Consider the following 24960-nt stretch of genomic DNA (forward strand, 5'->3'; position numbering starts at 1 on the left):
AATAACCATAAAAAAAAGCGAATGTATTTTGAGCTTTTTACATTGGATGGAAGAATTTACATCTGAAATAGGAAAAAATAATGAAAGTGATATTTATAAATGAATGATGCCAACATCAAATCTATTCAGCATCTATAAAATATTTTGAATGATCTATTTCATCATTTAAAAGTAAAAAACACTGAAAACATCACAAATACTGCGTTTTATAACGATTTTACAACACAGATTATCCCCCATAGAAAGCACCTTATTTTAAAATCAACTTCATCATTTCTATAAAGTTTTATTATTTTTAAAAACTTTGTTATTGCTTTGACTAAAGGATATTGTTCTGACACACTGAATCAGTCATAATTTGCATAAGCATTATTCAATGATGACTTATTGAATTTTGACTCAAATCAAAATACTGCAACCATCCACCTTCTCTGTTTTTCTACATAACGTGGATGGGAAAATAGGATATTTTTAAAAAATGACTCAGCAAGCACAGACCATTCAAGGCTCAATTGTCGCAATTGTCACCCCAATGTTAGAAGATGGCAGCGTAGATTGGAAAGGTCTAGAAAAGCTCGTTGAGTGGCACATAGAACAAGGCACGAACAGCATTGTTGCAGTTGGTACAACTGGTGAAGCATCAACATTAAGTATGGCTGAACATACACAAGTGATTAAAGAAATCATTCGTGTAGCAAACAAACGCATTCCGATTATTGCTGGTACTGGTGCAAACTCAACACGCGAAGCCATTGAACTTACGCAAGAAGCAAAAGAACTTGGCGCAGACGCAGCCCTGTTGGTAACCCCTTATTACAACAAGCCAACACAAGAAGGTCTATATCAGCATTATAAAGCTATTGCTGAATCAGTAGAGCTACCAATTATCCTTTATAACGTACCAGGTCGTACTGGCGTTGATATGCAGAATGAAACAGTTATTCGTCTTGCAGACATCAAAAACATTGTTGGTATTAAAGATGCCACAGGTGATGTTGCTCGTGGTCAAAAGCTGATTGAAGGCTTAAAAGACAAAGCAATGACGGTTTACTCTGGTGATGATGCAACGGCTTATCAACTTATTGCTTTAGGTGCAAAAGGTAATATTTCTGTTACTGCAAACGTAGCACCTAAAGAAATGAGCGAAGTATGTGCTTCAGCACTTGCTGGTGACTCAACAAAAGCAGAACAATTAAATAGTAAAGTTGCTATTTTACACGACGTTTTATTCTGTGAATCGAACCCAATTCCTGTGAAATGGGCACTTCATGAAATGAAACTTATTGGTACAGGGATTCGTTTACCACTTACCCCACTTGCAGAACAATATCGCACTACGCTTCGTGAAGCACTCACAGCGGCAGGCATCATTAAATAAAAGAGCTTAACATTATGCAAATACGTTTTGGTTTAGTCACTGCGCTTTCAGCTTTAAGTTTGGTTGGTTGTAGTTCATTTGGTATCAGCAATGGTTCTTTAGACTATAAAAAGACAGCAACAATCGAACCTTTACAATATCCTGAAGGTTCAATGGTTAGACCAGCAACGCCTTTGTATCCAGCTCCTATTGTTGATCCTCGTGCAATTGCAAATGCTCCACAATATGAAAATGATCGTGGTAACCGTTTTGCGCTTCCTAGACCAACCACATTTACTCAAGCAACTACGCAAGATGATCAGAGTGAAGGATCTATTGGTCGACCACAGCAAATAACTGATGGTAATCAAAATCCTTTACTCAAAATTGATGGGAATTCTGCTACAATTTGGCAATATACACTTGCCACTTTAAGTAGCCTTAATCACACAATTGTAGGTCAAAGCAAAAATGCGACTGACGTAACAATTAAGATTGATCAAAAATCTTATGTGTTAAGACTTACATCTGCTGGTTCAAGTAATAGCCTCGCTGTGTTCAATACTGACAACACTTTTGCAGACAAACAAGTTTCTGCAGAATTGTTAGCCCAGATTTACCAAAATTGGCCAGCCTAGACATTTCTAGGCATTTTTTTTGAAAAAGGTTCCCTCCATGTTAAAACAAACCTTGCTCTATACTGGTAAAGCAAAATCTGTTTATGAAACAGATAATGCAGACCATCTGATTTTAGTCTTTCGTGATGATGCTTCTGCATTCAATGGCGAAAAAATCGAACAACTAGATCGAAAAGGTAAGGTTAATAACCGTTTTAACGCCTTTATCATGGAAAAACTGGCTGCTGCTGGCATTGAGACTCACTTCGAAAAACTTCTTTCTCCTACTGAAGTTTTAGTGAAAAAATTAGACATGATTCCTGTTGAATGTGTAGTTCGTAACTATGCAGCAGGTTCATTATGTCGTCGTTTAGGTGTTGAAGAAGGCAAAGAACTTGTTCCGCCTACTTTCGAATTATTCTTTAAAGATGATGCACTTGGTGACCCAATGGTTAACGAGTCTCAAGCAATCACTTTAGGTTGGGCTACAGCTGAACAGCTTGCGCGTATGAAAGAACTTACTTATCAAGTAAATGATGTTCTTAAAGAATTATTCGCTACAGGCAATATGCTTCTTGTAGATTTCAAACTTGAATTTGGTGTGTTCCACGATCGCATCGTTCTTGGTGATGAATTCTCTCCAGACGGTTGCCGTCTATGGGATAAAGACACGAAGAAAAAACTTGATAAAGACCGCTTCCGTCAAGGTTTAGGTGGTGTTGTTGAGGCTTATGAAGAAGTTGCTGCTCGTATTGGTATCGACCTTTCAGACATCTAATATCGTCTGATCTTCAAAAAAACCGAGCTTAATCGCTCGGTTTTTTATTTACTGAAATTTGAGTTTTTAAATACTACAAACTCATTGTTATGCCTAACTGAAACCCTCGCCCAGGTAAAGGCGCAATGTATTTTAAAGGTGAGTTTTGAGGTCTCGCTTCTTCATTAAGCAAATTTGTTCCATTTAAATAAAACTCAAAATCTGCATTTTTTAATGCCACTTTTTTACTTAAAGATAAGTCTAATAAATGATAAGCGGGTAAAGGAATTTCAGAGTTTACACTCTTCCCTAAGTATTTCGCTTGAGCATAATAAACATTAGATAACCTAAGATGATAATCATCTTTTTCCCACTCTATGCTTGCACCATAACGGTTTGTTGGCATATTGGTTGGATATTCGCCATCATTTGAAGATTGAATAAGATTTTTATTCGTTACTCGATTTTTAACAAAATCACCAAAGGTACTTAGGGTTAAATCACCCCACTTATCAAGTAAAAAGCGATGACTTAGATCAATCTCAAATCCCTCAATTTTCACATCCGTTTGCTTCCAGTATTGCAATGGAAGTCGATTACGCATAGCCATACCTGAATGTGACAAATACATATAATCATTAAAATTCATTTGATATAAAGACAAAGCTATTTTGCTTTGCTCGAAAGTTAAATCTGTATTTAATTCAATCGATTTCACTTTCTCTTTCTTTAAATTTTGATTACCTTCTTCTTGAGTCATAATTGAATAATGCGGGTTACTCGCATATAACTCGTTTAATTCGGGTGCTCTTTCAGATTTACTGTATTTAGCATGAATATGAACATGATCTCCCAAATAAAAACCACCACCTAAATAGTAATGTGATAAATCAAAATTTCGATCTTCTAATTTTCCATTAGATGCATTACGAGACCCAACAAAAGTATGATCTTGAATCTGATGCTCAACATTTTCTCGACGGTAGCCTGCTTCAAAATATACAGGTTTAAAATTTAATTTTTCTTGAATAAAAAATGCATTCCTTGTGGTTTTTACATTGGGCAGATATCGAGCATGACCTTTTCCATCGACATCTCTGATTCCCCAACTTTGACCGATTTCACCCGATAAATAGCCAAAATCTTTTTGTTTGAATACCAATTCAACGAAATTTTGTTCAAATTTATATAAATTTGCTTCACTCGCACCAATATATTCACCTGATTTATTAACAAAATTTGATGCTTTAAATTGAATATTATCTAAAAAAATGACTGGCTGATTGAACAAACTATCAAGCATAAACTTATTTTGTTCTGTCTTTACACCTACAGGTAATCCATCATCATAATTTTCTTGGAATGACTTATTTTCCAAAGAAAAACCCGGAACGCCATACTCACTTTTCTTATAATCGGCACTAAAACCAATATATCCATTCTTTAAAAAATACGTTGTTCCCACTGCAATATTGTCATTCCTCGCATAACTATTTCCTAATTTTTTATTATAGTTTGGTGTTACATCGTTATTAATATGATCAATTTTATTTTTTTCTGTACCTTCAACATAATCAGGATTTAATGGGTTTTGATACTCCCTCCCACCTGCTCGAGAAATTGGATCGTCCGAATAAAATGAAAAATCACCATCAGCCCAATCAGGATTATTAATTATGATCTGACTCATATATTTTTGTGATGCTTTATTATACGTTTTTTTAATTCTTGCATCTTTTTGACATATATCAGCCAAAGTACTATTTACGCCACCATTTATGAAAATATCACTATCGCAAACTTGCGCTTTGCTTTTACCTGGAATGTTATAAGACTTTATTTCTTGTCTAGAAAATTGAATATTTGTAGCTAAATTTTTTTGATTATTCAGTTGTAGCTTCAAACCTTTGGCATCAAAACTATTCCAACCATTCTTATAAATCAAATCTATTTCCCGAGATTTTTCATTTAGTTTGTTCGGAATTAGACCACTATCGACTTCTACACTCCCCCCTAAAGATTGATCGCCATATCTGACGCTATTATTAGATTTATTGATTTTGATAGATTCAGTAAATATCGGATCAAATGGAATATTTACGTTGCCGCTAATTGAATTAATACCTTGAATTGACGTCCCATTTTCAAACACACCTACACGATGCCCTTGCAAACTACGGATTACGGGCGCACCTGAATTGGGTCCAAATGAACTGCTTTGAACACCCGATACATGTTTAATTGCATCACCTAAAGTATTCGCTTTTTCAATAAATTGCTTCTCGACTTTATGTTCTGCGCGAATATTTTCTTCAGCAGTCAGTTTAATCGGTTTTAAGTATTGCTTTGAGTCTGTTTCCGCTGCTTCAACCTGTTTTATAAGCAAAAATAGTAAAATTAATAGTCGTGAATTGTTCATACTCTCATCTTTTATATTACGTTATAACATAACATTATACAGTTTTCTTTTATGATGAAAATCCTTCCGAACCAGAAGTTTAAATAGTTCGAATTTATTTTTTGCTATCTCATTGAAACAATAAAAATTAAAGTTAAATTAAATTTCTAATAATAAAGATATTATTTAAAAATTAGAGTTTTTTGAAGTTATTATCGAATAATTGAATGATCATCATCAAAATCGCCATTTTTACTTTCTAAGCGTTTCTTTCTATTATTAATTTCATACTAGGCAGCGTAGAAAATATCTCCGCTTTCGCTCTACGTTGCCGACCAGTTTACCCTCTGGATGTTATCTCCCCAAGAAACATCCATTTATACCCAACTCTCCCGAGTTGGGTTTTTTTATATATGTTATTGCTGTTGCTGCTGTTGTTGCCAACGACGTTGTTGCAACTTCTCACCTTCAACTTCACGCTTATTACGTGCAGACTCATATAATTTTGTACCTTTTAATTCAGGCGGCATATATTCCTGCAATACGAAGTGTTCAGGGTAATTATGCGGATATAGATAATCGACACCATATCCTTGTTCTTTCATTAGCTTGGTTGGTGCATTGCGTAAATGTAACGGCACAGGTAAGTTTGCTGTTTTTTCAGCTAAATCCATCGCCTTATTAATGGCTAAATACGTGCTATTACTTTTTGCACTTGTCGCTAAATAAACGGCACATTGTCCCAAAATAATGCGTGATTCAGGCATACCAATAACTTGAACTGAACGGAAACATTCGCCTGCAAGTAATAATGCATTTGGATTCGAATTGCCAATATCTTCAGATGCCGCAATCAACATACGGCGCGCGATAAATACAGGGTCTTCACCACCTTTGAGCATTCGAGCCATCCAATACAGCGCACCATCTGGGTCACTTCCACGAATAGATTTAATAAATGCAGAAACCAAGTCGTAATGCTGTTCGCCTGCTTTGTCATAACGTGCAATATTCTGCTGTGCAACTTTTACAACCACTGCATTGGTGATGATATTTTCTAAATCTGGTTCAAATGTACTTGCAATTAAATCGAGTAAATTTAAAGCTTTTCGAGCATCGCCTGCAGAAAATTGTATAAGTGCATCAAACTCTTCAATTTGGATATAACGATCTTTTAAAAATTGATCTTTTTGAATCGCATTATTAATGAGTGTTTGAATCGCATCTTCATCTAAAGCATTTAAGGTATAAACCTGACAACGAGAAAGTAATGCACTGTTTACTTCAAATGAAGGATTTTCTGTTGTTGCACCAACAAGCGTAATTTTGCCTTTTTCGACAGCATTCAATAATGCATCTTGCTGATTTTTATTAAAACGATGAATTTCATCAATAAATACAACTGGTGGCATTAAATCACCACCATCTGAAATAATTTCTCTTAATTCTTTCACGCCTGTATTTAACGCAGATAAACTCACAAATGGTCGATCTATGGCTTGTGCTAGTAATAAGGCAATTGTGGTTTTCCCAACCCCAGGCGGTCCCCAAAAAATAATAGAGGGTAAATGCCCTTGGTCAATCATTTGACGCAATGGTGCATCTTCACCAAGCAGGTGATCTTGTCCAATAATTTCAGACAAATCTCGTGGACGTAGGCGTTCAGGAAGTGGAATATTGCTATCTGACATCTTGTTATTACTTTACTAAGCTTTCACTTAGTCTACTATGTTATTCATGTCTCTAGGCAATAGTTTTAAAGACAAAATTTACAGATGTGAAGATTGCCATATGAAATATTTAATCAGTGCCTGCTTGGCTAATTTACCTGTTCGTTATGATGGTAAAGGATATTATTTTGAAAAAATTTCTGAGCTTTTACAAAACCAGCAAGCCATTACTGTTTGTCCCGAAATATTAGGTGGATTAGCTACGCCTCGTTTAGCTGCAGAAATTGTAAATGGCACGGCTCAAGATGTTTTAAATGGCATAGCACAAGTAATCGACTCTCAAGGAAATGATGTCACACAAGCATTTATTGATGGTGCACAGAAAGCTTTGGAAATTGCGAAAAAATATCAGGTTTCGATAGTTGTTTTAAAAGAAAATAGTCCGTCTTGCGGCTCGAATTTTATTTATGACGGTACATTTTCAGGCACAAAAATTTCAGGCTTAGGCATTACTGCAAGCTTGTTACGCCAACATGGTTTTCAGGTAATTTCGGAAGATGATTTTTTAAAATCGTTAGATTAGCGTTATTGCATAAATCACTTTTTCATTAACGAACCCAACGTACAATGTAGTCTTCAATTTCATCTTCATCGACATCGGCTTCAGATACACAGCGCCCTGCAACCGACTTTCGTGCTTTTATAACGCTTTCTCGTGTACCTGTATTTAAATAATGCCAAGAAGGTAAGCTTTTGCCTTCGCTCATGCGTTGATACGCACATGAAGATGGCAACCAATGAATATTTTCTAATTTTTCAGGTGTTAGTTGAATACAATCTGGTACGTGTTCAATACGATTTGGATAATCTGAACAATGTCCTGTTTTACAATCTAGTAATTTACAAGAAACCTTGGTATACGCTACTTCATTGGTTTCATCATCTTCTAATTTTATTAAACAACATAATCCGCAACCATCGCACAACGCTTCCCATTCAGCAGTATTTAACTCTGCTAATGTATAGTTTTTCCAAAATTGTGGGCGTAACAGTTCAGACATATTCATACATAATAAAAAGAAGAGCTTTGGCATTATATCAGGCTTGAGTGATCAATAAGAGAGATGACTTTCTTTCATTAAAACACTTCACTTTTGTACAAAAAACAAACAAATACATCACATTTATTGTAATTATCATCTTTATACTAAATTCATAATCAAAAAAATTGAAGGGAGAATTCCAATGTTCCGTTGGGCAATTATATTCGCTGTTATCGCGTTAATCGCAAGTTTACTTGGTTTTGGTGGTGTTGCAGGCTTATCTAAAGACTTTGCCGTCATTCTACTTGTTGTTGCGGTCATTCTTGCAATTGTTGGCTTTCTCTCTCGCGGAAAAGTTTAAACACATTATTTTTATACCATCAAAAAGAAGGGCTTAGACCCTTCTTTTTTAATTTGTGATAAGCAAATCATAATTTTTCACATTTGTTTCTATTTCATTTATTTCTTTTCAAAACATCTGCAATATTTTTGTGCTTTAATCGAGTTAATCATAATTAAAGCTTCAAGGATTGTGCATGACTTCTGTAATCAAAACACGTGAAATTCAATACACAGCAAAAGATGGTTCTACCTTAATTGGCTACTTTGCTGCTCCTGAATCTACAACGCCTGTTGCAGGTGTAATCGTATCTCCTGAATGGTGGGGACGCAATGAATATACCGAACAGCGTGCACGTGAATTAGCAGAACATGGTTATGCAGCCTTAGCTATTGATATGTACGGCAACAAAAAAGTAACCACTGAAGCTACTCAAGCAAATGAATGGATGACTGAAACATTCCAAGACCCTGAAACAATTGTGACTCGTGCGTTTGCAGGTTTAGAAACTTTAGCTGCTCAAACAGAAGTAAATCAAGCTAAACTCGGAGCAATTGGCTTTTGCTATGGTGGCAAAGTTATTCTAGATTTAGCTCGTGCAGGTGCTCCACTTCAAGCTGTTGCCACATTCCATGCTAATTTATCACCAAAATCACCTGCTGAAGAAGGCAAAGTACAGGCGGAAATTCTTGTTCTACATGGTGAATTAGACAGTATGGTTTCCTTTGAAGATGTCGCAAATTTCCGTGAAGAAATGCATGCCGTAAAAGTAAATCATGAAGTGATTATTTTTGAAGATGCTAAACATGGCTTTTCAAACCCACTAGCCGATGAAAGAGCCAAAGCCAATGGTGTAGATCTTGGCTACAATGCTGAAGCAGAAAAGCAAAGCCTCGAAGCGATGTATGAATTGCTCGCTCATCACTTAAAAGCGTAAGGCTTTAAATTGCCTATTTATTCACGTGAATAGGTAAGTAATAAAATGAAAAGAGGATAATCAAATGACTGAAAATAACTGCATCTATTGTAACTTTGATGAATATGACATCATTGCAAAAAATGATTTCGGCGTGATTTTACCCGAACCAAATGCACTATCTAAAGGACATTGTGTAATTGTTCCTCAACGTCACGTAAGTTCATTTTTTGATGTAACCGATAAAGAGCGCAAAAGCCTTTTAACCTTGCTTGAACTTGCACGTAATGAGCTTAAGTTACGCCATCAACCCTCTGGTTTTCATGTTGGTTTTAATGATGGTTCTGTCTTTGGCGAAGCATCTGAACACGTCCATATTCACATTATTCCTCGCTATGAAGGACAAGCTTTACAGCTTGATTCCCGCTGGGGTATGAGTGGTCAAATTTAAATAAATTCACTAAAAAAATGATGCTTCGGCATCATTTTTTGTTGTTAAATTTTCAAATAAAGTACAACACTTAATTTTTAAGTACTCCTTTTGAATAAGGTGTATCCATTTATCTCAAAGGTTCATCGTTCAATTCAGTTATACTCAAGCCTTATTTGTTGTTACTTCATTTCAATGCCTGAATTTTCTTTTTCTAATGCCCTTCTAAATTGGTTCGATGAACATGGTCGTCATGATTTGCCTTGGCAAATTGCAGATGATCCATACAAAGTTTGGGTATCGGAAATTATGTTGCAACAGACTCAAGTAAAAACAGTTCTGCAATATTTTGATCGTTTTATTGAGCGCTTTCCTACAATTGAAGATTTAGGTCTTGCATCTTGGGATGATGTTGCTCCCTATTGGGCAGGGTTAGGCTATTACGCACGTGCAAGAAATTTGCATAAAGCAGCAGGAATTGTTACGCAAAAAGGACATTTTCCTCAAAATTTAGAAGAATGGATTGAACTTCCAGGTATAGGACCATCTACAGGTGGCGCGCTGATGTCGCTTGGTTTACGCCAATATGGCGTCATTATGGATGGCAATGTTAAGCGTGTTTTATCACGCTTCTTCGCTATTGAAGATGATTTATCCAAACCTGTTCATGAACGTGCCATGTGGCAAATTGCCGAAGATTTATGCCCGACTGAACGCAATCATGATTACACGCAAGCCATTATGGATTTAGGTGCAACAGTCTGTACACCTAAAAAGCCATTGTGTCTGTATTGCCCAATGCAACAACATTGCAAAGCACATCAGCAAGGTTTAGAAACTGAACTCCCTTTTAAGAAACCCAAAAAAGCAGTCCCCGTAAAATCTGCTCAGGTTTTACTTATTCAATGCAACGATCAATGGTTATGGCAACAACGCCCTAATTCAGGTTTGTGGGGCGGTTTATGGTGCTTACCAATTATTGAAAATGAAGTTGAATTTTTAGAAAGAACGCAAAGTTTAGGTTTGAAAAAAATTATCAAAAAAGAACTGATTTCTCATAGTTTTACGCACTTCACGTGGTTATTAGAAGCGGTGTGCTTTGAAATTGATGAAGATTCAAAAGAACATTTAGCAATTGAGTTGGGTGGTGATTGGTATTCATCACAAATTGCTACACAAATGGGCATTCCAACAGCCATGAAAAAATTGATCTCTGCCGTAAATTTATGACATAGTCAGGTGCTAGATAAGACTATTCATAAAATAAAAGACAGGAATTCTTCGTGCTTCGCATTCGTTCTATTTTAATCTTAATTTTTGCTGTTATTTTTATTTCCGCATGTAGCACCGCACCGAAAAAACCAAGCCAACCATTAAACGCTGCCGCGGTTCAAAAACTCAAAAATATGAGTTTGCCAAACAAGCTCCCAATTCCTGTACAAGGTGTTAAAAGCAATAATTTAACAGATACATGGGGCGCATCACGAAGCAGTGGTAGAATACATGAAGGCGTTGATATTATGGCGTCTCGTGGAACAAAAGTGTTTAGTGCAACAGAAGGCTTAATTGCCGACTTACGCAACAACAATTTGGGCGGGAAAGTCATTTGGGTTTTAGGCCCTAATGGTAGCTGGCATTATTATGCACATTTAGATGGTCATAAACGTGGTTTACGCGTAGGTGATTACATCAAAAAAGGTGATCTAATTGGTTATGTCGGCAATACGGGTAATGCTCGCCATACCGCACCACATTTACATTATGGAATTTATTTAGGTGGAAAAGGGCGTGGAGCCGTTAACCCCTATCCATATTTACGTTAATTTTCTTTAGGAATTATTCATGTCAGAAGCGTTGATCAATCGTCTGGTAGAATTTGCTGAATCGGGCAATCAACAAAAAATTGTGGTAGCAGGACAGAGTCATCAGGGTTGGGTCATGGAAATTACCGAAGAAGCTTTACTCATCAGTACAGGCTATTCAGACAAAGTTGGCAAAGATAATTGGATTTCTTTTGAAGATATTCAACAAGCTGAATTGTTCTATTGGGACAACAAAAATGACCAATGGGCTGAATTTAAAATTTAATCTATTGTTTTAATTCTTATAAAAATAAAGGAGCATTTCCATGACGTCTTTAACAGTGAAACGCTGTGGTTGGTGCTCTAACGATCCTATTTATATCAATTATCATGATCAAGAATGGGGTCGCCCTGTTCAAGATGAACAACATCTTTTTGAAATGCTCTGTTTAGAAGGTCAACAAGCAGGTTTGTCTTGGATTACCGTACTCAAAAAACGTGAATGTTATCGTGAACATTTCTTTCAATACTCTATTGCTGATATTGCAAACTTCAGTGATGCCGATTTAGAAATAAAAGTTCAAGATACGGGCTTAATTCGTCATATCGGTAAATTAAAAGCCATTCGAGATAATGCCATTACATGGCAAAATCTTAAAAAAGATAATGTAGATGTGGTCGCTTGGTTGTGGGATTTCGTTCAACAAAAAACCATTATTAATGATGTCCCTGATTATAAAAAAGCACCTGCTCAAACAGATTTAAGCATTTTAATGTCTAAACAACTCAAGAGAAAAGGTTTTAAATTTGTAGGACCTACAACCTGTTATGCATTCATGCAAGCGGTTGGCATGATCAATGATCACGAAGATGATTGTGCGTTTAAATATTCAGAAACCTGATCATTAAACTTAAATTCACCTAAAATTAAAATGCTATCAATCTAAATAGGCTCTCCTAAGTCTAGTATTTATTGTATAAAAAATGTTTTATATATTCAGACTGTTATAGAATATTTCATGTGATAAGAATATATTAATAGCAAAGATGCACGTGACTCAAATGCCCGTGTTTTACCCAAAAGTCTGCTAAAATAATGGCAACTTTTAAACTATAAAATGAATTTGAGAAAACTTATGAGTAAAGCCTTACCCATCGCTGTAGCTGTAATTCTAGGCGGTGCTGCACTTGTTCCTGTTTACTACGCAACTCAAGCTCCAGCAACGCAAACGGCAAAATCATCTGCAAATGCTTCTGGCATTGAGAAAATTAGCTATGCTTTAGGTTTTGAAGTTGCACACCAAACTCCTCCAGAGCTTGATATTAATAGCTTTGTAACAGGTATTCGTGATGCACATGCTCGTAAGCAACCTGCATATACAGAAGAAGAACTTCAAAAAGCATTTGAGCAATATCAGCAAGAAATGCAACAAAAACAAGTGACTGAAACTCAAAAAGTTCAAAGCTCAAATGATACTTTCTTGAGTGATAATGCTAAAAAATCTGGCGTAAAAACAACAGCTTCTGGTTTGCAGTATAAAATCACGCAAGAAGGCACAGGTAAAGCACCTACAGGCTCTCAAACAGTTAAAGTACACTACACAGGTAAACTTGTAGATGGCAAAGTATTTGATAGCTCTGTAGAACGTGGTGAACCAATTGAGTTCCCGCTTAACCAAGTTATTCCTGGTTGGACTGAAGGTCTACAACTGATGAAAGAAGGCGGAAAAGCAACATTATATATTCCTTCTAACTTAGCGTATGGCGAACAAGGTGTTCCAGGTACAATTCCACCAAACAGCACGTTAATTTTTGATGTTGAGCTTATCCAAGTTAAATAATTTTTAAATAAGGAGAGCTTTGCTCTCCTTATTTTTTAAGGAAATATAATGAAAATTCAAATGACATTATTGTGCTTAGCACTGTGTAGTACTGGTCTTTCTGCAAAAATAGTAAATAATAAAAGCAGTTATGAAGATAAAGTTGGCTACAGCTTTGGTTATATTATGGGACGGGGCAATGCTGATGCCTTAAAAAATATGGATTTAGATGCATTTTTAGATGGTTTAAAAGCAGCATCAAAAGGCCAATCATCGGCTTTAACAGATGAAGAAATGTCGAAAGTTTTAACGCAATTCAAAAAAAATGCTGAAGCAAAACAGCTTATAGAACATAAAAACTTAGCGGATAAAAATGAAAAAATAGGTGCTGAATTTCTTGCTGAAAATGCGAAAAAACCTAATATTAAAGTCACTAAATCTGGCTTACAGTATGAAGTGATTAAGCAAGGCTCAGGTAAAACACCTAAAGCATCTTCAAAAGTAAAAGTAAATTATGAAGGTCGTTTATTGAATAATACGGTTTTTGACAGTTCAATTGCACGCCAACAACCTGCTGAATTTATGGTGAGCCAAGTCATTACAGGTTGGACAGAAGGTCTACAGTTAATGAAAGAAGGTTCAACCTATCGTTTTTATATTCCAGCTAAATTGGCTTATGGTCAAATTGGTTCAGGCGATGCTATAGAGCCAAATAGTACTTTAATTTTTGATGTTGAACTTTTAGAAGTTTCTCCACAATAAACTAAAAATAAAAAAGACCGCATTTGCGGTCTTTTTTATTTTTGAAATTTTATGGTTTTAAATTACGTGGTCTAAAGCCTGCTGCAATTAATACAATGCCATAAGCGACTGCACCAACAATACAAAGCCCAATAAGCTCGACTACACGCATCCATTGAGTCGCATCACCGTTGTACCACGTTAAGCCGTACCATAAAGCGGCAACCATCGCTATATTGGCAATCGCAAATTGAAGCATCAGCTTTTTCCAATGTGCGCCAAATCTGAAAATATCACGCTTATGTAAATAGAAATACAGCATACCTGCATTAACCAAAGCAGAACCTGAAGATGCTAATGCAAGCGCCATATGTTCTGCCTGCCAATCGATCAATTTAAAGAATCCAATAAATATCACGTTTAAAATGGCATTGGCAGCAACCGACATTAAGCCGACACGTACAGGTGTTTTGGTATCTTGGCGTGCATAGAAGCCTGGTGCAAAAACCTTAATTAACATAAATGAAATAACCCCTGCACTCATACATTGTAGTGCAAGAGCTGTCATATACGTATCTTCTACCGTAAATGCGCCACGTTGGAATAATGCTTGAATAATTGGCGTTGAAAGCATGAATAAAGCAATACTTGCAGGCACACCAACCAACACAATCACTTTCGCTGCCCAATCCATCATGCCACGGAATTTACCTTGGTCTTGTTCTGCAATACGTTCTGACAATGACGGTAAAATCACAGTACCAATAGCAACACCAATTAAACCTAATGGCAGTTCTGTCATACGTTCTGCACTGTATAACCAAGACACTGAACCATCTTGCATATACGATGCCCAAATTGTATTGAGCAATAAATTGATTTGAGTAACAGACACACCAAAAAGTGCAGGAAGCATCAATTTCATGATGCGATCTACGCCTTCATGCTTAAAGTCGATTTTTGGTGGAATGAGTAATTTTTTACGCCACAATTCAGGAATCTGAATGGCTAATTGTAAAAATCCTGCGGCTACCACAGACCAACCTAAAGCCATGATTGGCGTATCCATATATGGCGTGAACCATAATGCGCCGGCAATCATTGCAACGTTCAGTAATACGGGTGCAAATGCAGGTGTAGTAAATGATCCATAGCTGTTCAAAATACTACTCGCAAAAGCAGTAAGTGACATGAATAATAAATACGGAATAGTTAGGCGGAACATATCCGTTGCCAAAGCAAATTTGGCAGGATCATCGTGGAAACCCGGTGCATAGACATAAATAATGACAGGTGCCGCAATCATGGCAAATAAAGTCAATAAAGACATGACTGTTGCTAAACAACCAAATACGCGACTAATCAGTATTTGAACTTCTGCATGTGTGCGACTTGTTTTATATTCCGTTAATACAGGAATGAAAGCCTGTGAGAACGCTCCTTCTGCAAATAATCGCCTAAAGAAGTTAGGAATACGAAAAGCCACGACAAAAGTATCGAAGTCTTTGCCTGCACCAAATACATTTAGCAAAACGATGTCTCGTACTAAACCCAGTACACGAGATAACATCGTCATTGCACTTACAATCACGGTCGATCGCCAAAGCGCCATCGGAACCACCTAGTCTAAAATCAAGTCGCTATTGTAATGAAACTCTCTGTGAAGTTTCATTGTTTAATCATTCTACAATTTAACAATTTATAGGTTTTTTAGTTGCTTTAGTTGCTTTCTAAATTTTACCCAGTCAAAAAATGGCCCTGGATCTGTTTTTCGACCCGGTGCAATATCTGAATGTCCTGCAATATGTTGTTTAATTTTTGGATAGGCTTTTTGTAATGTTGCCACCACATTGGCTAAAGCTTCGTATTGTTCTTCTTCAAAAGGTAGATCATCACTTCCTTCTAATTCAATTCCAATAGAATAATCATTACATTCTTTTTGCGCTAAATAACTTGAACGACCTGCATGCCAAGCACGATCTTTAAAGTTTACAAATTGAATGATTTTTCCCGATCTTAAAATTAAAAGGTGAGCTGAAACCTGCATGCCTTCAATCGTCTGAAAATAAGGATGCTTCGACCAATCTAATTTATTTTGAAAAAAATCTTCGATATATCCACCACCAAATTGCGATGGTGGCAGACTAATATTATGGACAACAACCAATTCAATGTCTGTATTTTCAGGACGCTGATTAAAATTTGGCGAAGGAATGTGTTGAGCGCCTTTAAGCTGTCCATCAACGACCTGAAACGACGATCCTTGTTGCATAAATCTGTCCTGAAATTTTTTAAAATAAATTTGGCTACTCTTCCATCCTAAAACTTTCACTTCCAAATCTCAAACTTAGTGATGTAACTTGGTTAAAAAATGCGTTTTTTTATTGAACAATGCTAATATAGCGCACAATTTTTATGGGTTCTCACTATACGGATATTGCCATGAGCATCTCACAAGCTTTATTAGAACAGTCTATTCAAATCAATATTCAACAAGCATTACAAGAAGATATTGGTGATGGTGATATTACCGCTTTACTGACACATGAAGACGAGCAAGCGACTGCGACAATCATTAGCCGTGAAGATATGGTGCTTGCAGGTCAGCCTTGGGTGAATGCTTTAATTCAAGCTTATGATTCTAATGTTCAAGTGACTTGGCTTAAAAATGATGGTGATGTTGTTGCTGCAAATGAAGCCTTTTTAAAGCTTTCAGGTTCCGCTCGTAGCTTACTGACCGTAGAGCGCCCTGCCCTGAATTTTGTGCAAACACTTTCTGCTGTAGCCACAAAAACAGCTGAATATGTAAAGCATTTAGATGGACTACATACAAAATTACTCGATACACGCAAAACCGTTCCAGGATTACGCATTGCACAAAAATATGCGGTGGCTATTGGTGGTGGTCAAAATCATCGCTTAGGTTTATTCGATGCATTTTTAATTAAAGAAAATCACATTATGGCAGCGGGTGGCATTGCCCAAGCTATTGCAAAAGCGCACGTGATTGCACCCAACAAACCTGTTGAAGTTGAAGTTGAAACGTGGGATGAATTGAATCAAGCACTTGAAGCAGGTGCAGATATTGTCATGCTTGATAATTTTAGTCAGCAACAAATGATTGATGCCGTAAAACACGTTGCAGGTCGTTGTAAATTAGAGGCCTCAGGCAATATCACCATTGATAATTTACGTGAAGTTGCAACAACTGGCGTGGACTATATTTCGATGGGTGTTTTAACCAAAGATGTAAAAGCGGTTGATTTATCGATGCGTTTTAATGCTTAAATCTAAGTATTAAAATCATTGTTTTGAGTATTTTGCGGAGATGATTTTTCTTTAGAAAGATCACTCTGCAAATGTTCAATTTTCCATACAGAATGCACATCTAACTTCTCATTTTCCCGAGGTGCACAAATACTGATGAGGAATACGCCAATCATTGAAGCAATAAAAATAACATTCATTTCTTTGCCCTTTTTCAAGCAATTACACGATACCTCTTATGCTAAGCACTCAATGTGATGAAAAAAATGACTCATGTTATAACATTGTATGAAAAACGCCCTATTCGTGTTTTTTATATTTTTTCCTGTAATTTCTAGGCATAAAAAAAGCGCCATTTTCACGGCGCTTTTTTATAAAACTTAGGTTTTAAAACTTACCAACCCAAAGCTTCTTGCTGTTTTTTAACAAGCTCTTGAATACCTTTTTCAGCCATTTCTAACATTGCATTTGATTGTGCACGTGTAAATGGTTTTTCTTCCGCAGTCCCTTGAATTTCAATAAACTCACCTGCTTGAGTCATCACAACGTTCAAGTCAGTTTGGCAGTTAGAATCTTCTTCATAGCATAAATCTAGAAGTACTTCATCTTTAAAGATACCAACAGAAACAGCAGCAACTAAACCTTTTAATGGATCTTGCTTAATTTTCTTTTTCTCAAGCAATACATTCATAGCATCAATAAGGGCAACCGCTGCACCCGTAATAGATGCTGTACGTGTACCGCCATCGGCTTGAATTACATCACAGTCAATTGTAATTGTATTTTCGCCAAGCTTTTTAAGATCGACCATTGCACGCAAGCTACGACCAATTAAACGTTGAATTTCTTGTGTACGACCACTTTGTTTACCACGAGCCGCTTCACGATCGCTGCGAGTATGTGTAGAACGTGGCAACATACCATATTCAGCAGTTACCCAACCTTGTCCCTGACCTTTTAAGAAACGAGGAACAGAATGATCAATACTTGCTGTACAAAGGACTTTTGTATGACCGAATTCAACCAGTACAGAACCTTCTGCATAACGAGTGTAGTTACGAGTGATTTTAACATCACGCAATTGATCTAAAGTACGTTGGTCAATACGCATAATTTGTCCTTATTTTTAACTCAAATATATTGCGGCTAAGTATAGCAGAAGCGAATACAAAGGTTTTGTTACAGCTGTTGAGTAAACCATCTAAATCTTAAGAAATTAAAACTAAGTTGTTTTGAAATGATTCAAAAATAACTTTCATATTTGTGTACTTTTTTTTGCTAAACTAAACCTTACAAGAATTGTAGGGATACATTTGGCATGTCTATTCGAGAGGAAGGAAAACGACAAAGTCGCCAAGCTATTATAGATGCCGTACTTCGCTTAAGCACTTCAGGACGCTCTTTCAGCAGTATCAGTTTAAGAGAAATCAGCCGTGAAATTGGATTAGTACCTACAGCTTTTTATCGACATTTTAAAGATATGGATACATTAGGCTTAGAGCTGGTAGATAAAATTGCCTTAGATTTAAAAAGTACTTTACATCAGCTAGGACAAACCTATTTATATCAACCTGAAGCAAAAATACAAAAGAGCTTAGCGCTATTTTTTCAAACTATCGATCAGCATACTGAAGAGTGGATTTTCATTATTTCTGAACGTTGGGGTGGATCACAGCCCATCCGTAAAGCAATAAAACGAGAAATCGAATATCTTGTTGAAGACTTTGCAATCGATCTTCATCGCTTACCGAGTATTCAACATTTTCAACAAATAGATGATTTAAAAGTATTAGCACAATTGCTCATTAATTTAGCCTTTAACTGGGTTATGACGTGGATTGATCTTTCTCGTCAATTTAAACAACCGCTTTTAGAACAACAGCAACAAATTTTTAAAGCACAAGCTGTCACTCAAGTTCGTTTACTCTTCCATGGAATTTCAAACTGGGAAAAAAATATAAAAAGCTAAAAATCAAAAAAAAGCCACTTCTTTGAAGTGGCTTTTTTAAAAATTTAATATAAATTATTTTGCTTTACGCTCTTTTTCAATTAAGTAATTCACAACTTGAGGCACTTTAGCATCTTCCCCTTGAACCACATATTTACCATTCACCACAACCGCAGGCACACCTGATAATTGGTATTGTCTTGCAAGTTGGTTTGACTGAGCAATTTTTGCTGAAATTGGGAAGGAATTAAACATGCTATTGAATTTCGCTTCAGGCACACCATATTTCACAAAGAATTTCGCTTGTGATTGCTGATCGAAAATTTGCTTACCTTCTTCATGAATGGCATGGAACAATGGCAAATGTGTTTTTTTACGAATTTGTAAGGCTTCAGATACATAGTATCCACGAGCACCTTGTTCCCAAGTCGGGTTCATTGCCGCAGGCGTACGAACAAAGTGAACACCTTTGGGCATTTTTTTAATCCAAGCCTGCATATGTGGCTCTAAGTTATGGCAATGACCACAGCCATACCAAAAGAATTCACGCACTTCAATTTTTCCAGGAACTTCTACTTTCCCCGGATTTGCAAGAACAGTGTAATCTTTACCCGCAACAAAATCTGCTGCCATCACACCACTTGAAATTGCCATCATCGCAGTAGCGAGGCTACCTAAAAGAATTTTTTTCATTGAACTTATTTGCCTCAAAAATATTATGATTAGCTTATGCAAATACTATAAATCAATTTAGCCTTTTTCGTTTTCATTCTGTGAACTTTTTTAAGGCTTTTATCGCTTTTTTTATAATAAACGCTACACTAAGAAGATACTAAGTTTTTTGAATTATAACGACTTGCTTGAGGTGAACCCGATGTCGCAACTAAATGTTGATCCACAAGAAATTGCCAAATTTGAAGCATTCGCAGCCATTTGGTGGGATCAGCATTCTGAATTCCGCCCTTTACACATGATCAACCCATTACGTTTAAATTGGATTGATGAGCATTCAGGTGGCATTACAGGCAAAAAAGTACTCGATGTAGGATGCGGTGGCGGTATTTTGGCTGAAAGTATGGCGCGTCGTGGTGCAAATGTTTTAGGGATCGACATGGGAGCAGCACCACTAAATGTTGCTCGTCTTCATGCAGAACAAGAAGGCGTTCAAAATATTGAATATCGCCAAATTCCTGTAGAACAACTTGCTGATGAACAAGCAGGACAATACGACGTTGTCACTTGCATGGAAATGCTTGAACACGTTCCAGATCCTGCATCTATTATTCTTGCTTGTCAAAAGCTTGTAAAACCAGGTGGTCACGTATTTTTCTCGACCATTAACCGTAATCCAAAAGCCTACTTATTTGCCATTATTGGTGCCGAATATGTGCTCCGTATGCTTGCAAAAGGCACACACGATTACAGTAAATTTATTAAACCATCTGAACTTGCAAACGACATTCGTAGTGCAAACTTAAAACTCAAAGACATGACTGGCTTACATTACAATCCAATCACAAAACGCTATTGGTTAGCGCCAAATGTAGATGTGAACTACATGGTGTATACACAAAAAGAAGGCGTGTAATGAAAGCTGTATTATTTGATTTAGATGGCACATTAATTGATACCGCAGCGGATTTTATTCGCATTATTCAAGACATGTGCCGTGAAGAAGGCAAAGATGTTGTTGAAGCAGATTTGATTCGCACTCAAGTGTCTGAAGGCGCACGTGCCATGGTGAAACTGGTTTATCCTGAACTTCAAGTCACAGACCCTATTTTCCTTGCACATCGTCAGCGCTTTCTAGATTTATATGGTGCAGATATTGCCGTAGATACAGATCTTTTCGATGGCATGTACCCTCTGCTTGAAGAGTTGGAAAGCCACAATATTCCTTGGGGAATTGTGACGAACAAGCCTCGTTGGTTAAGTGAAGAATTACTTAAAGCGCTTAACTTAACATCACGATGTGCTGTTTTGGTTTGCCCTGAAGATGTGACTAATACTAAGCCCGATCCTGAGCCAATGTATCTTGCGGCAAAGCAAATTAATACAGATGTCAAAGACTGCATTTATGTCGGTGATCATCCACGAGATATTGATGCAGGACGTCATGCCAACATGTACACTATTTTAGCTGCATACGGTTATTTACCAATCGAACACAAAGATGACTTAACAGCGTGGCAAGCAGATTGTATAGTGAACAATGTAGATGAATTACATCAAGTCATTCGTAAAATGGTGATTAAGTCTTAATAAAAATGCACTTCATAACTATATAAAATTGAGGAGGTTCGAACATGAAATATTCAGAATATAAGCCTCGCCCAGACCTACTGAAAGATCGTGTCATTCTTGTGACAGGCGCAGGTGATGGTATTGGTCGTGCAGCAGCGCTCAGCTATGCATTACATGGCGCGACTGTAGTGTTACATGGACGAACCTTAAATAAACTTGAAGTCATTTATGATGAAATTGAAAGTTTAGGTGCACCTCAACCTGCTATTTTACCCTTACAACTTTCAAGCGCATCGCCTAGAGATTACGAGCTTCTTGTCGATACTCTGCAAAAGCAATTTGGTCGCTTAGACGGAATTTTGCATAATGCAGGCATTTTGGGTGAGCGCACAGAACTTGAAAATTATCCTGCCGATGTTTGGGATGATGTCATGGCTGTGAATTTACGTGCTCCTTTTGTTCTAACTCAAGAGTTACTTCCCTTATTAAAAAAATCTGAAAATGCATCTGTTGTCTTTGCAAGTTCAGGTGTAGGACGTGAAACTCGCGAACGTTGGGGTGCATATTCGGTTTCAAAAATTGCAATTGAAGCCGTTAGCGAATTATTTGCTAAAGAAAATACACATCCAAATTTACGTTTTAATTGTATTAATCCTGGGGCAACACGCACAGCAATGCGCGCAAAAGCATTCCCTAATGAAGACCCTAAAACACTCGCAACACCTGAAATGATTATGCCTGCATACTTATATTTAATGGGTGATGATAGTCTTGCTTTGAATGGTCAAAGCATTGATGCACAAGACTAGTTTTTCAACGAATCAAATATAATATTTAAGGGAGCATATGCTCCCTTTTTTTATTTTGATTATTCTATATACAGCTAAATTTTCTAGCATTGTTTTTAACTGTATTTTACTCATACTAAACACATATCACTTAAACATTCTGAGATTTCACATGTCTGATTTTAACAATATTGGCGTTACACACCTTGAAGATGGAATGGTTTCTTTACTTGTAGATGGAAAACCAATTTCTGAAAAATACGGCATGAAATTTGAAGCAACAATTATTCAAGAACTTCAAGCATTAGAAAACGGCAAAAATATTAAGCTGTTCGATCAATTTGTTTTTTCACATACAGATTTAAACTTTGAGCATTCTTATCATTACGTTACAAGCGTTATTAAAGAAGATGATACTTACCGTATTGTGACCAATTTCGTCTACAAAATTGTCGCTCCTGAACAAGCACCTTTTGAACATGTCATCACTAAACAAGGCGAACCATTAAGCCCTGAAGATGTCCGTGAATTCATTAATGCGCATGTTCAAAAATCTTTAACAGATTATACAGACATGAAATATGCCTATTAATATCTATTAAAAGCCAAAATATCAAAATAAAAGGCAGCTCAACTGCCTTTTTAATCTAAAGATAAAAAATAACAACGCCCATTGAATCGTTTTTTTATATAAATATCATTATATTATTCGGTTTTTATAATCAAGTTAAATTCTTTACAATATTCTCCATAGAAAACACGAGATAAGGAGCCATTTGTGACTGATTTAAAACGTAAAGTTGAAATGATTCGTTCAATTAACAAATTACAGCTTTCTAAAGATTTAATTACCGCTTTAGATGATGCTCAACAAGCTGAATACGTTGTCGAAGCCATAAACTCCTTACAAAAACTAGAACAACAATGGAATTAATTTGAGTAAAAAAATAGTCCTATGCTGGACTATTTTCATTAAAAATATCCAACTGAAAATTTATTTTTATAATTGTTCTGATATGTAATTCAAATTTTATAAATTTCCGAAATGTATCATAATACCTTAATATATATATGGCTTTAAAATAAAAAGTTCATCTTTCTTCACAGTTTCTCTGCATTTTTTCAGTAGAGTAACATCATAGTGAAAATAATTTACGAGGGTTAAACATGAAAAAGATTTTGTCTATTCTCGCAATTTCTTTCAGTGCTTTGATGGCAAGTAGTCTCACTGCTGCTGCACCTCATCATGATGATGATCGTGGTTATAATGGACCACGCGATATGCAAACTAAACGTGAATATCGCGATTCAGAAAATAATGACAAACGCTTTGAAAAAAGACGAATGCGTGAAGAACGTGGCGTTCAACGCTTACAACAGTTAAAATGGCAAGAAGGTTATGTCATGCCACAACATTATCGCGGAAATAGCTATAAAATTGATTATAAAGATAATAATCTAGAAAAGCCGTCTCGAAATGAGCAGTGGTATAAAATTAATAATAGCTACATTCTAGTCAATACTGACAGCAACACGATTACAAGTATCGTAGATTAATCTTAAATTTCCAAAGCCCAACAGATGTTTGGGCTTTTTTTACATAATCATTGATTCTTCTTAATTTCTTCATTTACTTCACAATTCCACTATATTTCTCTCATTTTTTCTCGCTACTTCTTCGTTAATTTAAAGCTATACAGAACACATTCCAAACGAATAAAGGTGGATGAAATGAAAAAAAATCTAACAATGATTACTCTCTCTTTAAGTGCCCTTATTGCGACTTCAGCAATGGCTGCTCCACAACATGATCCACGATTCAATCATCAACCGCCTGCACCGACACATTGGAATTCAAACGAAAAACATCCTAGTCAATCACATTGGAATAATGGCAATAAATATAACAATCATCATGTCAATCCAAGCCGAGATTGGCGTGTAGGGCAACCATTTCCCCGCGCATATAATTCTTCTCATTATAAAATCGACTATAGCGATGTAAAGCGTTTAAGTAAGCCTAAACGCCATCAGGAATGGTTTAAAATTAATGGTGATTATGTTTTAGTAAATTCAAATAAAAATACTATTGCTCAAATCATATAATCATTTTTTTTGTGAAAGTGTTTGGTCTCCATTGACCAAATACTTTTGTAGTAAGTTAGTGCATAAAATTAAGATTTATTCATATAAACATTCTCATAAAAGTTAAAGCATTTTTGCTATTAATCATTGAAATATAATATTTTTTTATTTTCAAAAAGTAACTTTTATTAACATATCTGATATATTTTAATTTTTTATCAACTCATAAAATCACCTCATATAACAAGAGGTGTATAAAATATGAATAAATTTTTATCTATAATGCTTTTATCTTTAACGACTTTAATATCAGCGCAATCTTCTATAGCAAAAAAGTTCATCTATGATGATGAGACACGCACTTATACTGAAATCAGAGATGATCGTTATAATAGCAACCAAAATTATAGTAGCTCATCTTATGATAATAATCGCTACGTCTATAACAATGATCAACGAATTGATAGGACTTTACCCAAACCATCGTGGGACTGGAAAGTTGGTCAAGATCTTCCAGCGCAATTCAGATCTGAATATTATCAAGTAAAAAGCAATGACTCTCCACGCTTGTATTCTGTTGGTTCTGACGAACAGTGGTATCGTATAAATGGCGATTATGTTTTAGCTGATGATGATTATGAAATTCTAAAAATCCTTAAGTAAATTAACGTAATTTATTTCAAAAACCACCATTATATTTTTATTGGTGGTTTTTTAATTTCTCAATATATTTTATT

Annotated in this window: 31 protein-coding genes; 23 read left to right on the forward strand and 8 right to left on the reverse strand. The window is 36.1% G+C overall.

Annotated elements, in window-relative coordinates; all coding sequences use genetic code 11:
* Positions 1 to 478 precede the first annotated feature (478 nt).
* Genes dapA through purC form a run of 3 tightly spaced genes read left to right on the forward strand, consistent with a single transcriptional unit; the run spans position 479 to position 2752 of the window.
* Entirely contained in the window at positions 479 to 1378 is a 900-nt protein-coding gene (gene dapA, locus GTK57_RS05425) for a 4-hydroxy-tetrahydrodipicolinate synthase (RefSeq protein WP_163121782.1), read from the forward strand.
* A 14-nt stretch (positions 1379 to 1392) separates the two neighbouring features.
* The gene (locus GTK57_RS05430) at positions 1393 to 1995 is read left to right on the forward strand and encodes a lipoprotein-34 precursor (NlpB) (protein WP_163121784.1); all 603 of its coding nucleotides are present in this window, start codon (positions 1393 to 1395) and stop codon (positions 1993 to 1995) included.
* Positions 1996 to 2032: 37 nt separating this feature from the next.
* A complete protein-coding gene (purC, locus tag GTK57_RS05435) occupies positions 2033 to 2752 on the forward strand; it encodes a phosphoribosylaminoimidazolesuccinocarboxamide synthase (RefSeq protein ID WP_152873800.1) in 720 nt (239 codons plus the stop codon).
* A gap of 73 nt (positions 2753 to 2825) precedes the next feature.
* Here purC and GTK57_RS05440 read toward each other — a convergent pair whose 3' ends face one another.
* Entirely contained in the window at positions 2826 to 5150 is a 2325-nt protein-coding gene (locus GTK57_RS05440; protein WP_163121786.1) for a TonB-dependent receptor domain-containing protein, read from the reverse strand.
* A 395-nt stretch (positions 5151 to 5545) separates the two neighbouring features.
* Positions 5546 to 6820: a replication-associated recombination protein A gene (locus GTK57_RS05445; protein ID WP_152873798.1), complete on the reverse strand. Its 1275-nt coding sequence runs from the start codon at positions 6818 to 6820 to the stop codon at positions 5546 to 5548.
* Between the two features lie 100 nt (positions 6821 to 6920).
* On the opposite strand from GTK57_RS05445, the gene GTK57_RS05450 reads away from it, so the two are divergent.
* Positions 6921 to 7382, forward strand: coding sequence for a DUF523 domain-containing protein (locus tag GTK57_RS05450; RefSeq protein ID WP_152873797.1), 462 nt, complete (start codon positions 6921 to 6923; stop codon positions 7380 to 7382).
* Positions 7383 to 7407: 25 nt separating this feature from the next.
* On the opposite strand, the gene GTK57_RS05455 is transcribed toward GTK57_RS05450, so the two are convergent.
* Positions 7408 to 7860, reverse strand: a complete 453-nt coding sequence (locus GTK57_RS05455) for a YcgN family cysteine cluster protein (protein ID WP_152873796.1) — start codon at positions 7858 to 7860, stop codon at positions 7408 to 7410.
* A 184-nt stretch (positions 7861 to 8044) separates the two neighbouring features.
* Between GTK57_RS05455 and GTK57_RS05460 the strand changes: the two genes are divergently transcribed.
* The 9 genes from GTK57_RS05460 to GTK57_RS05500 all read left to right on the forward strand — a co-directional run bounded on the left by GTK57_RS05460 (position 8045) and on the right by GTK57_RS05500 (position 13912).
* On the forward strand, positions 8045 to 8203 hold the full coding sequence (locus GTK57_RS05460; RefSeq protein WP_004656956.1) for a DUF1328 domain-containing protein: 159 nt from the start codon (positions 8045 to 8047) through the stop codon (positions 8201 to 8203).
* 175 nt (positions 8204 to 8378) lie between these two features.
* Complete coding sequence (locus tag GTK57_RS05465) at positions 8379 to 9119, forward strand: dienelactone hydrolase family protein (RefSeq protein ID WP_163121788.1); 741 nt, start codon at positions 8379 to 8381, stop codon at positions 9117 to 9119.
* Positions 9120 to 9183: 64 nt separating this feature from the next.
* Positions 9184 to 9549: an HIT family protein gene (locus tag GTK57_RS05470; RefSeq protein WP_152873794.1), complete on the forward strand. Its 366-nt coding sequence runs from the start codon at positions 9184 to 9186 to the stop codon at positions 9547 to 9549.
* 174 nt (positions 9550 to 9723) lie between these two features.
* Positions 9724 to 10758 carry an A/G-specific adenine glycosylase gene (gene mutY / locus GTK57_RS05475; protein ID WP_163121790.1) on the forward strand — a complete coding sequence of 345 codons (1035 nt, stop codon included), beginning with the start codon at positions 9724 to 9726 and terminating at the stop codon, positions 10756 to 10758.
* A gap of 53 nt (positions 10759 to 10811) precedes the next feature.
* Positions 10812 to 11351: a M23 family metallopeptidase gene (locus tag GTK57_RS05480; protein ID WP_163121792.1), complete on the forward strand. Its 540-nt coding sequence runs from the start codon at positions 10812 to 10814 to the stop codon at positions 11349 to 11351.
* 19 nt (positions 11352 to 11370) lie between these two features.
* Positions 11371 to 11616, forward strand: coding sequence for a hypothetical protein (locus GTK57_RS05485; protein WP_152873792.1), 246 nt, complete (start codon positions 11371 to 11373; stop codon positions 11614 to 11616).
* Positions 11617 to 11656: 40 nt separating this feature from the next.
* The gene (locus tag GTK57_RS05490) at positions 11657 to 12232 is read left to right on the forward strand and encodes a DNA-3-methyladenine glycosylase I (RefSeq protein ID WP_163121794.1); all 576 of its coding nucleotides are present in this window, start codon (positions 11657 to 11659) and stop codon (positions 12230 to 12232) included.
* A gap of 234 nt (positions 12233 to 12466) precedes the next feature.
* Entirely contained in the window at positions 12467 to 13171 is a 705-nt protein-coding gene (locus GTK57_RS05495) for an FKBP-type peptidyl-prolyl cis-trans isomerase (protein ID WP_152873790.1), read from the forward strand.
* A gap of 48 nt (positions 13172 to 13219) precedes the next feature.
* Complete coding sequence (locus tag GTK57_RS05500; RefSeq protein WP_152873789.1) at positions 13220 to 13912, forward strand: FKBP-type peptidyl-prolyl cis-trans isomerase; 693 nt, start codon at positions 13220 to 13222, stop codon at positions 13910 to 13912.
* 49 nt (positions 13913 to 13961) lie between these two features.
* Here GTK57_RS05500 and murJ read toward each other — a convergent pair whose 3' ends face one another.
* Together murJ and ampD are read right to left on the reverse strand one after the other, a co-directional pair.
* On the reverse strand, positions 13962 to 15503 hold the full coding sequence (gene murJ / locus GTK57_RS05505; RefSeq protein WP_163121796.1) for a murein biosynthesis integral membrane protein MurJ: 1542 nt from the start codon (positions 15501 to 15503) through the stop codon (positions 13962 to 13964).
* An 87-nt stretch (positions 15504 to 15590) separates the two neighbouring features.
* Entirely contained in the window at positions 15591 to 16163 is a 573-nt protein-coding gene (gene ampD, locus GTK57_RS05510) for a 1,6-anhydro-N-acetylmuramyl-L-alanine amidase AmpD (protein ID WP_163121798.1), read from the reverse strand.
* Between the two features lie 170 nt (positions 16164 to 16333).
* Here ampD and nadC point away from each other — a divergent pair, with 170 nt between their 5' ends.
* Positions 16334 to 17179, forward strand: coding sequence for a carboxylating nicotinate-nucleotide diphosphorylase (gene nadC / locus GTK57_RS05515; protein WP_152873786.1), 846 nt, complete (start codon positions 16334 to 16336; stop codon positions 17177 to 17179).
* Between the two features lie 2 nt (positions 17180 to 17181).
* On the opposite strand, the gene GTK57_RS05520 is transcribed toward nadC, so the two are convergent.
* Positions 17182 to 17358: a hypothetical protein gene (locus GTK57_RS05520; RefSeq protein ID WP_163121800.1), complete on the reverse strand. Its 177-nt coding sequence runs from the start codon at positions 17356 to 17358 to the stop codon at positions 17182 to 17184.
* A 194-nt stretch (positions 17359 to 17552) separates the two neighbouring features.
* Complete coding sequence (rph, locus tag GTK57_RS05525) at positions 17553 to 18269, reverse strand: ribonuclease PH (RefSeq protein WP_152873785.1); 717 nt, start codon at positions 18267 to 18269, stop codon at positions 17553 to 17555.
* Between the two features lie 207 nt (positions 18270 to 18476).
* Between rph and GTK57_RS05530 the strand changes: the two genes are divergently transcribed.
* The gene (locus tag GTK57_RS05530; RefSeq protein WP_152875210.1) at positions 18477 to 19127 is read left to right on the forward strand and encodes a TetR family transcriptional regulator; all 651 of its coding nucleotides are present in this window, start codon (positions 18477 to 18479) and stop codon (positions 19125 to 19127) included.
* 54 nt (positions 19128 to 19181) lie between these two features.
* Here the strand turns inward: GTK57_RS05530 and GTK57_RS05535 are convergent, their stop codons facing one another.
* Complete coding sequence (locus GTK57_RS05535; RefSeq protein WP_152875212.1) at positions 19182 to 19799, reverse strand: thiol:disulfide interchange protein DsbA/DsbL; 618 nt, start codon at positions 19797 to 19799, stop codon at positions 19182 to 19184.
* A gap of 181 nt (positions 19800 to 19980) precedes the next feature.
* On the opposite strand from GTK57_RS05535, the gene ubiG reads away from it, so the two are divergent.
* The 8 genes from ubiG (at position 19981) to GTK57_RS05570 (ending at position 24886) form a co-directional block, all read left to right on the forward strand.
* Positions 19981 to 20694 (forward strand): bifunctional 2-polyprenyl-6-hydroxyphenol methylase/3-demethylubiquinol 3-O-methyltransferase UbiG, encoded by a 714-nt coding sequence (ubiG, locus tag GTK57_RS05540; RefSeq protein WP_152875214.1) that lies wholly within the window; start codon positions 19981 to 19983, stop codon positions 20692 to 20694.
* Complete coding sequence (locus GTK57_RS05545; RefSeq protein WP_163121802.1) at positions 20694 to 21368, forward strand: HAD family hydrolase; 675 nt, start codon at positions 20694 to 20696, stop codon at positions 21366 to 21368. Before ubiG ends, GTK57_RS05545 begins: the two co-directional genes overlap by 1 nt.
* A gap of 44 nt (positions 21369 to 21412) precedes the next feature.
* Positions 21413 to 22159 carry a YciK family oxidoreductase gene (locus GTK57_RS05550; RefSeq protein WP_152875218.1) on the forward strand — a complete coding sequence of 249 codons (747 nt, stop codon included), beginning with the start codon at positions 21413 to 21415 and terminating at the stop codon, positions 22157 to 22159.
* Positions 22160 to 22310: 151 nt separating this feature from the next.
* Positions 22311 to 22730, forward strand: a complete 420-nt coding sequence (locus tag GTK57_RS05555) for a hypothetical protein (protein ID WP_163121804.1) — start codon at positions 22311 to 22313, stop codon at positions 22728 to 22730.
* 186 nt (positions 22731 to 22916) lie between these two features.
* Positions 22917 to 23072, forward strand: coding sequence for a hypothetical protein (locus GTK57_RS14565; RefSeq protein WP_171500287.1), 156 nt, complete (start codon positions 22917 to 22919; stop codon positions 23070 to 23072).
* 233 nt (positions 23073 to 23305) lie between these two features.
* A complete protein-coding gene (locus tag GTK57_RS05560; RefSeq protein WP_163121806.1) occupies positions 23306 to 23695 on the forward strand; it encodes an RcnB family protein in 390 nt (129 codons plus the stop codon).
* 174 nt (positions 23696 to 23869) lie between these two features.
* Complete coding sequence (locus tag GTK57_RS05565) at positions 23870 to 24244, forward strand: RcnB family protein (RefSeq protein ID WP_163121808.1); 375 nt, start codon at positions 23870 to 23872, stop codon at positions 24242 to 24244.
* 240 nt (positions 24245 to 24484) lie between these two features.
* A complete protein-coding gene (locus tag GTK57_RS05570; RefSeq protein ID WP_163121810.1) occupies positions 24485 to 24886 on the forward strand; it encodes an RcnB family protein in 402 nt (133 codons plus the stop codon).
* The last annotated feature ends 74 nt before the right edge of the window (positions 24887 to 24960 follow it).

The organism is Acinetobacter portensis, from assembly GCF_010646905.1.
Lineage (GTDB): Bacteria > Pseudomonadota > Gammaproteobacteria > Pseudomonadales > Moraxellaceae > Acinetobacter > Acinetobacter portensis.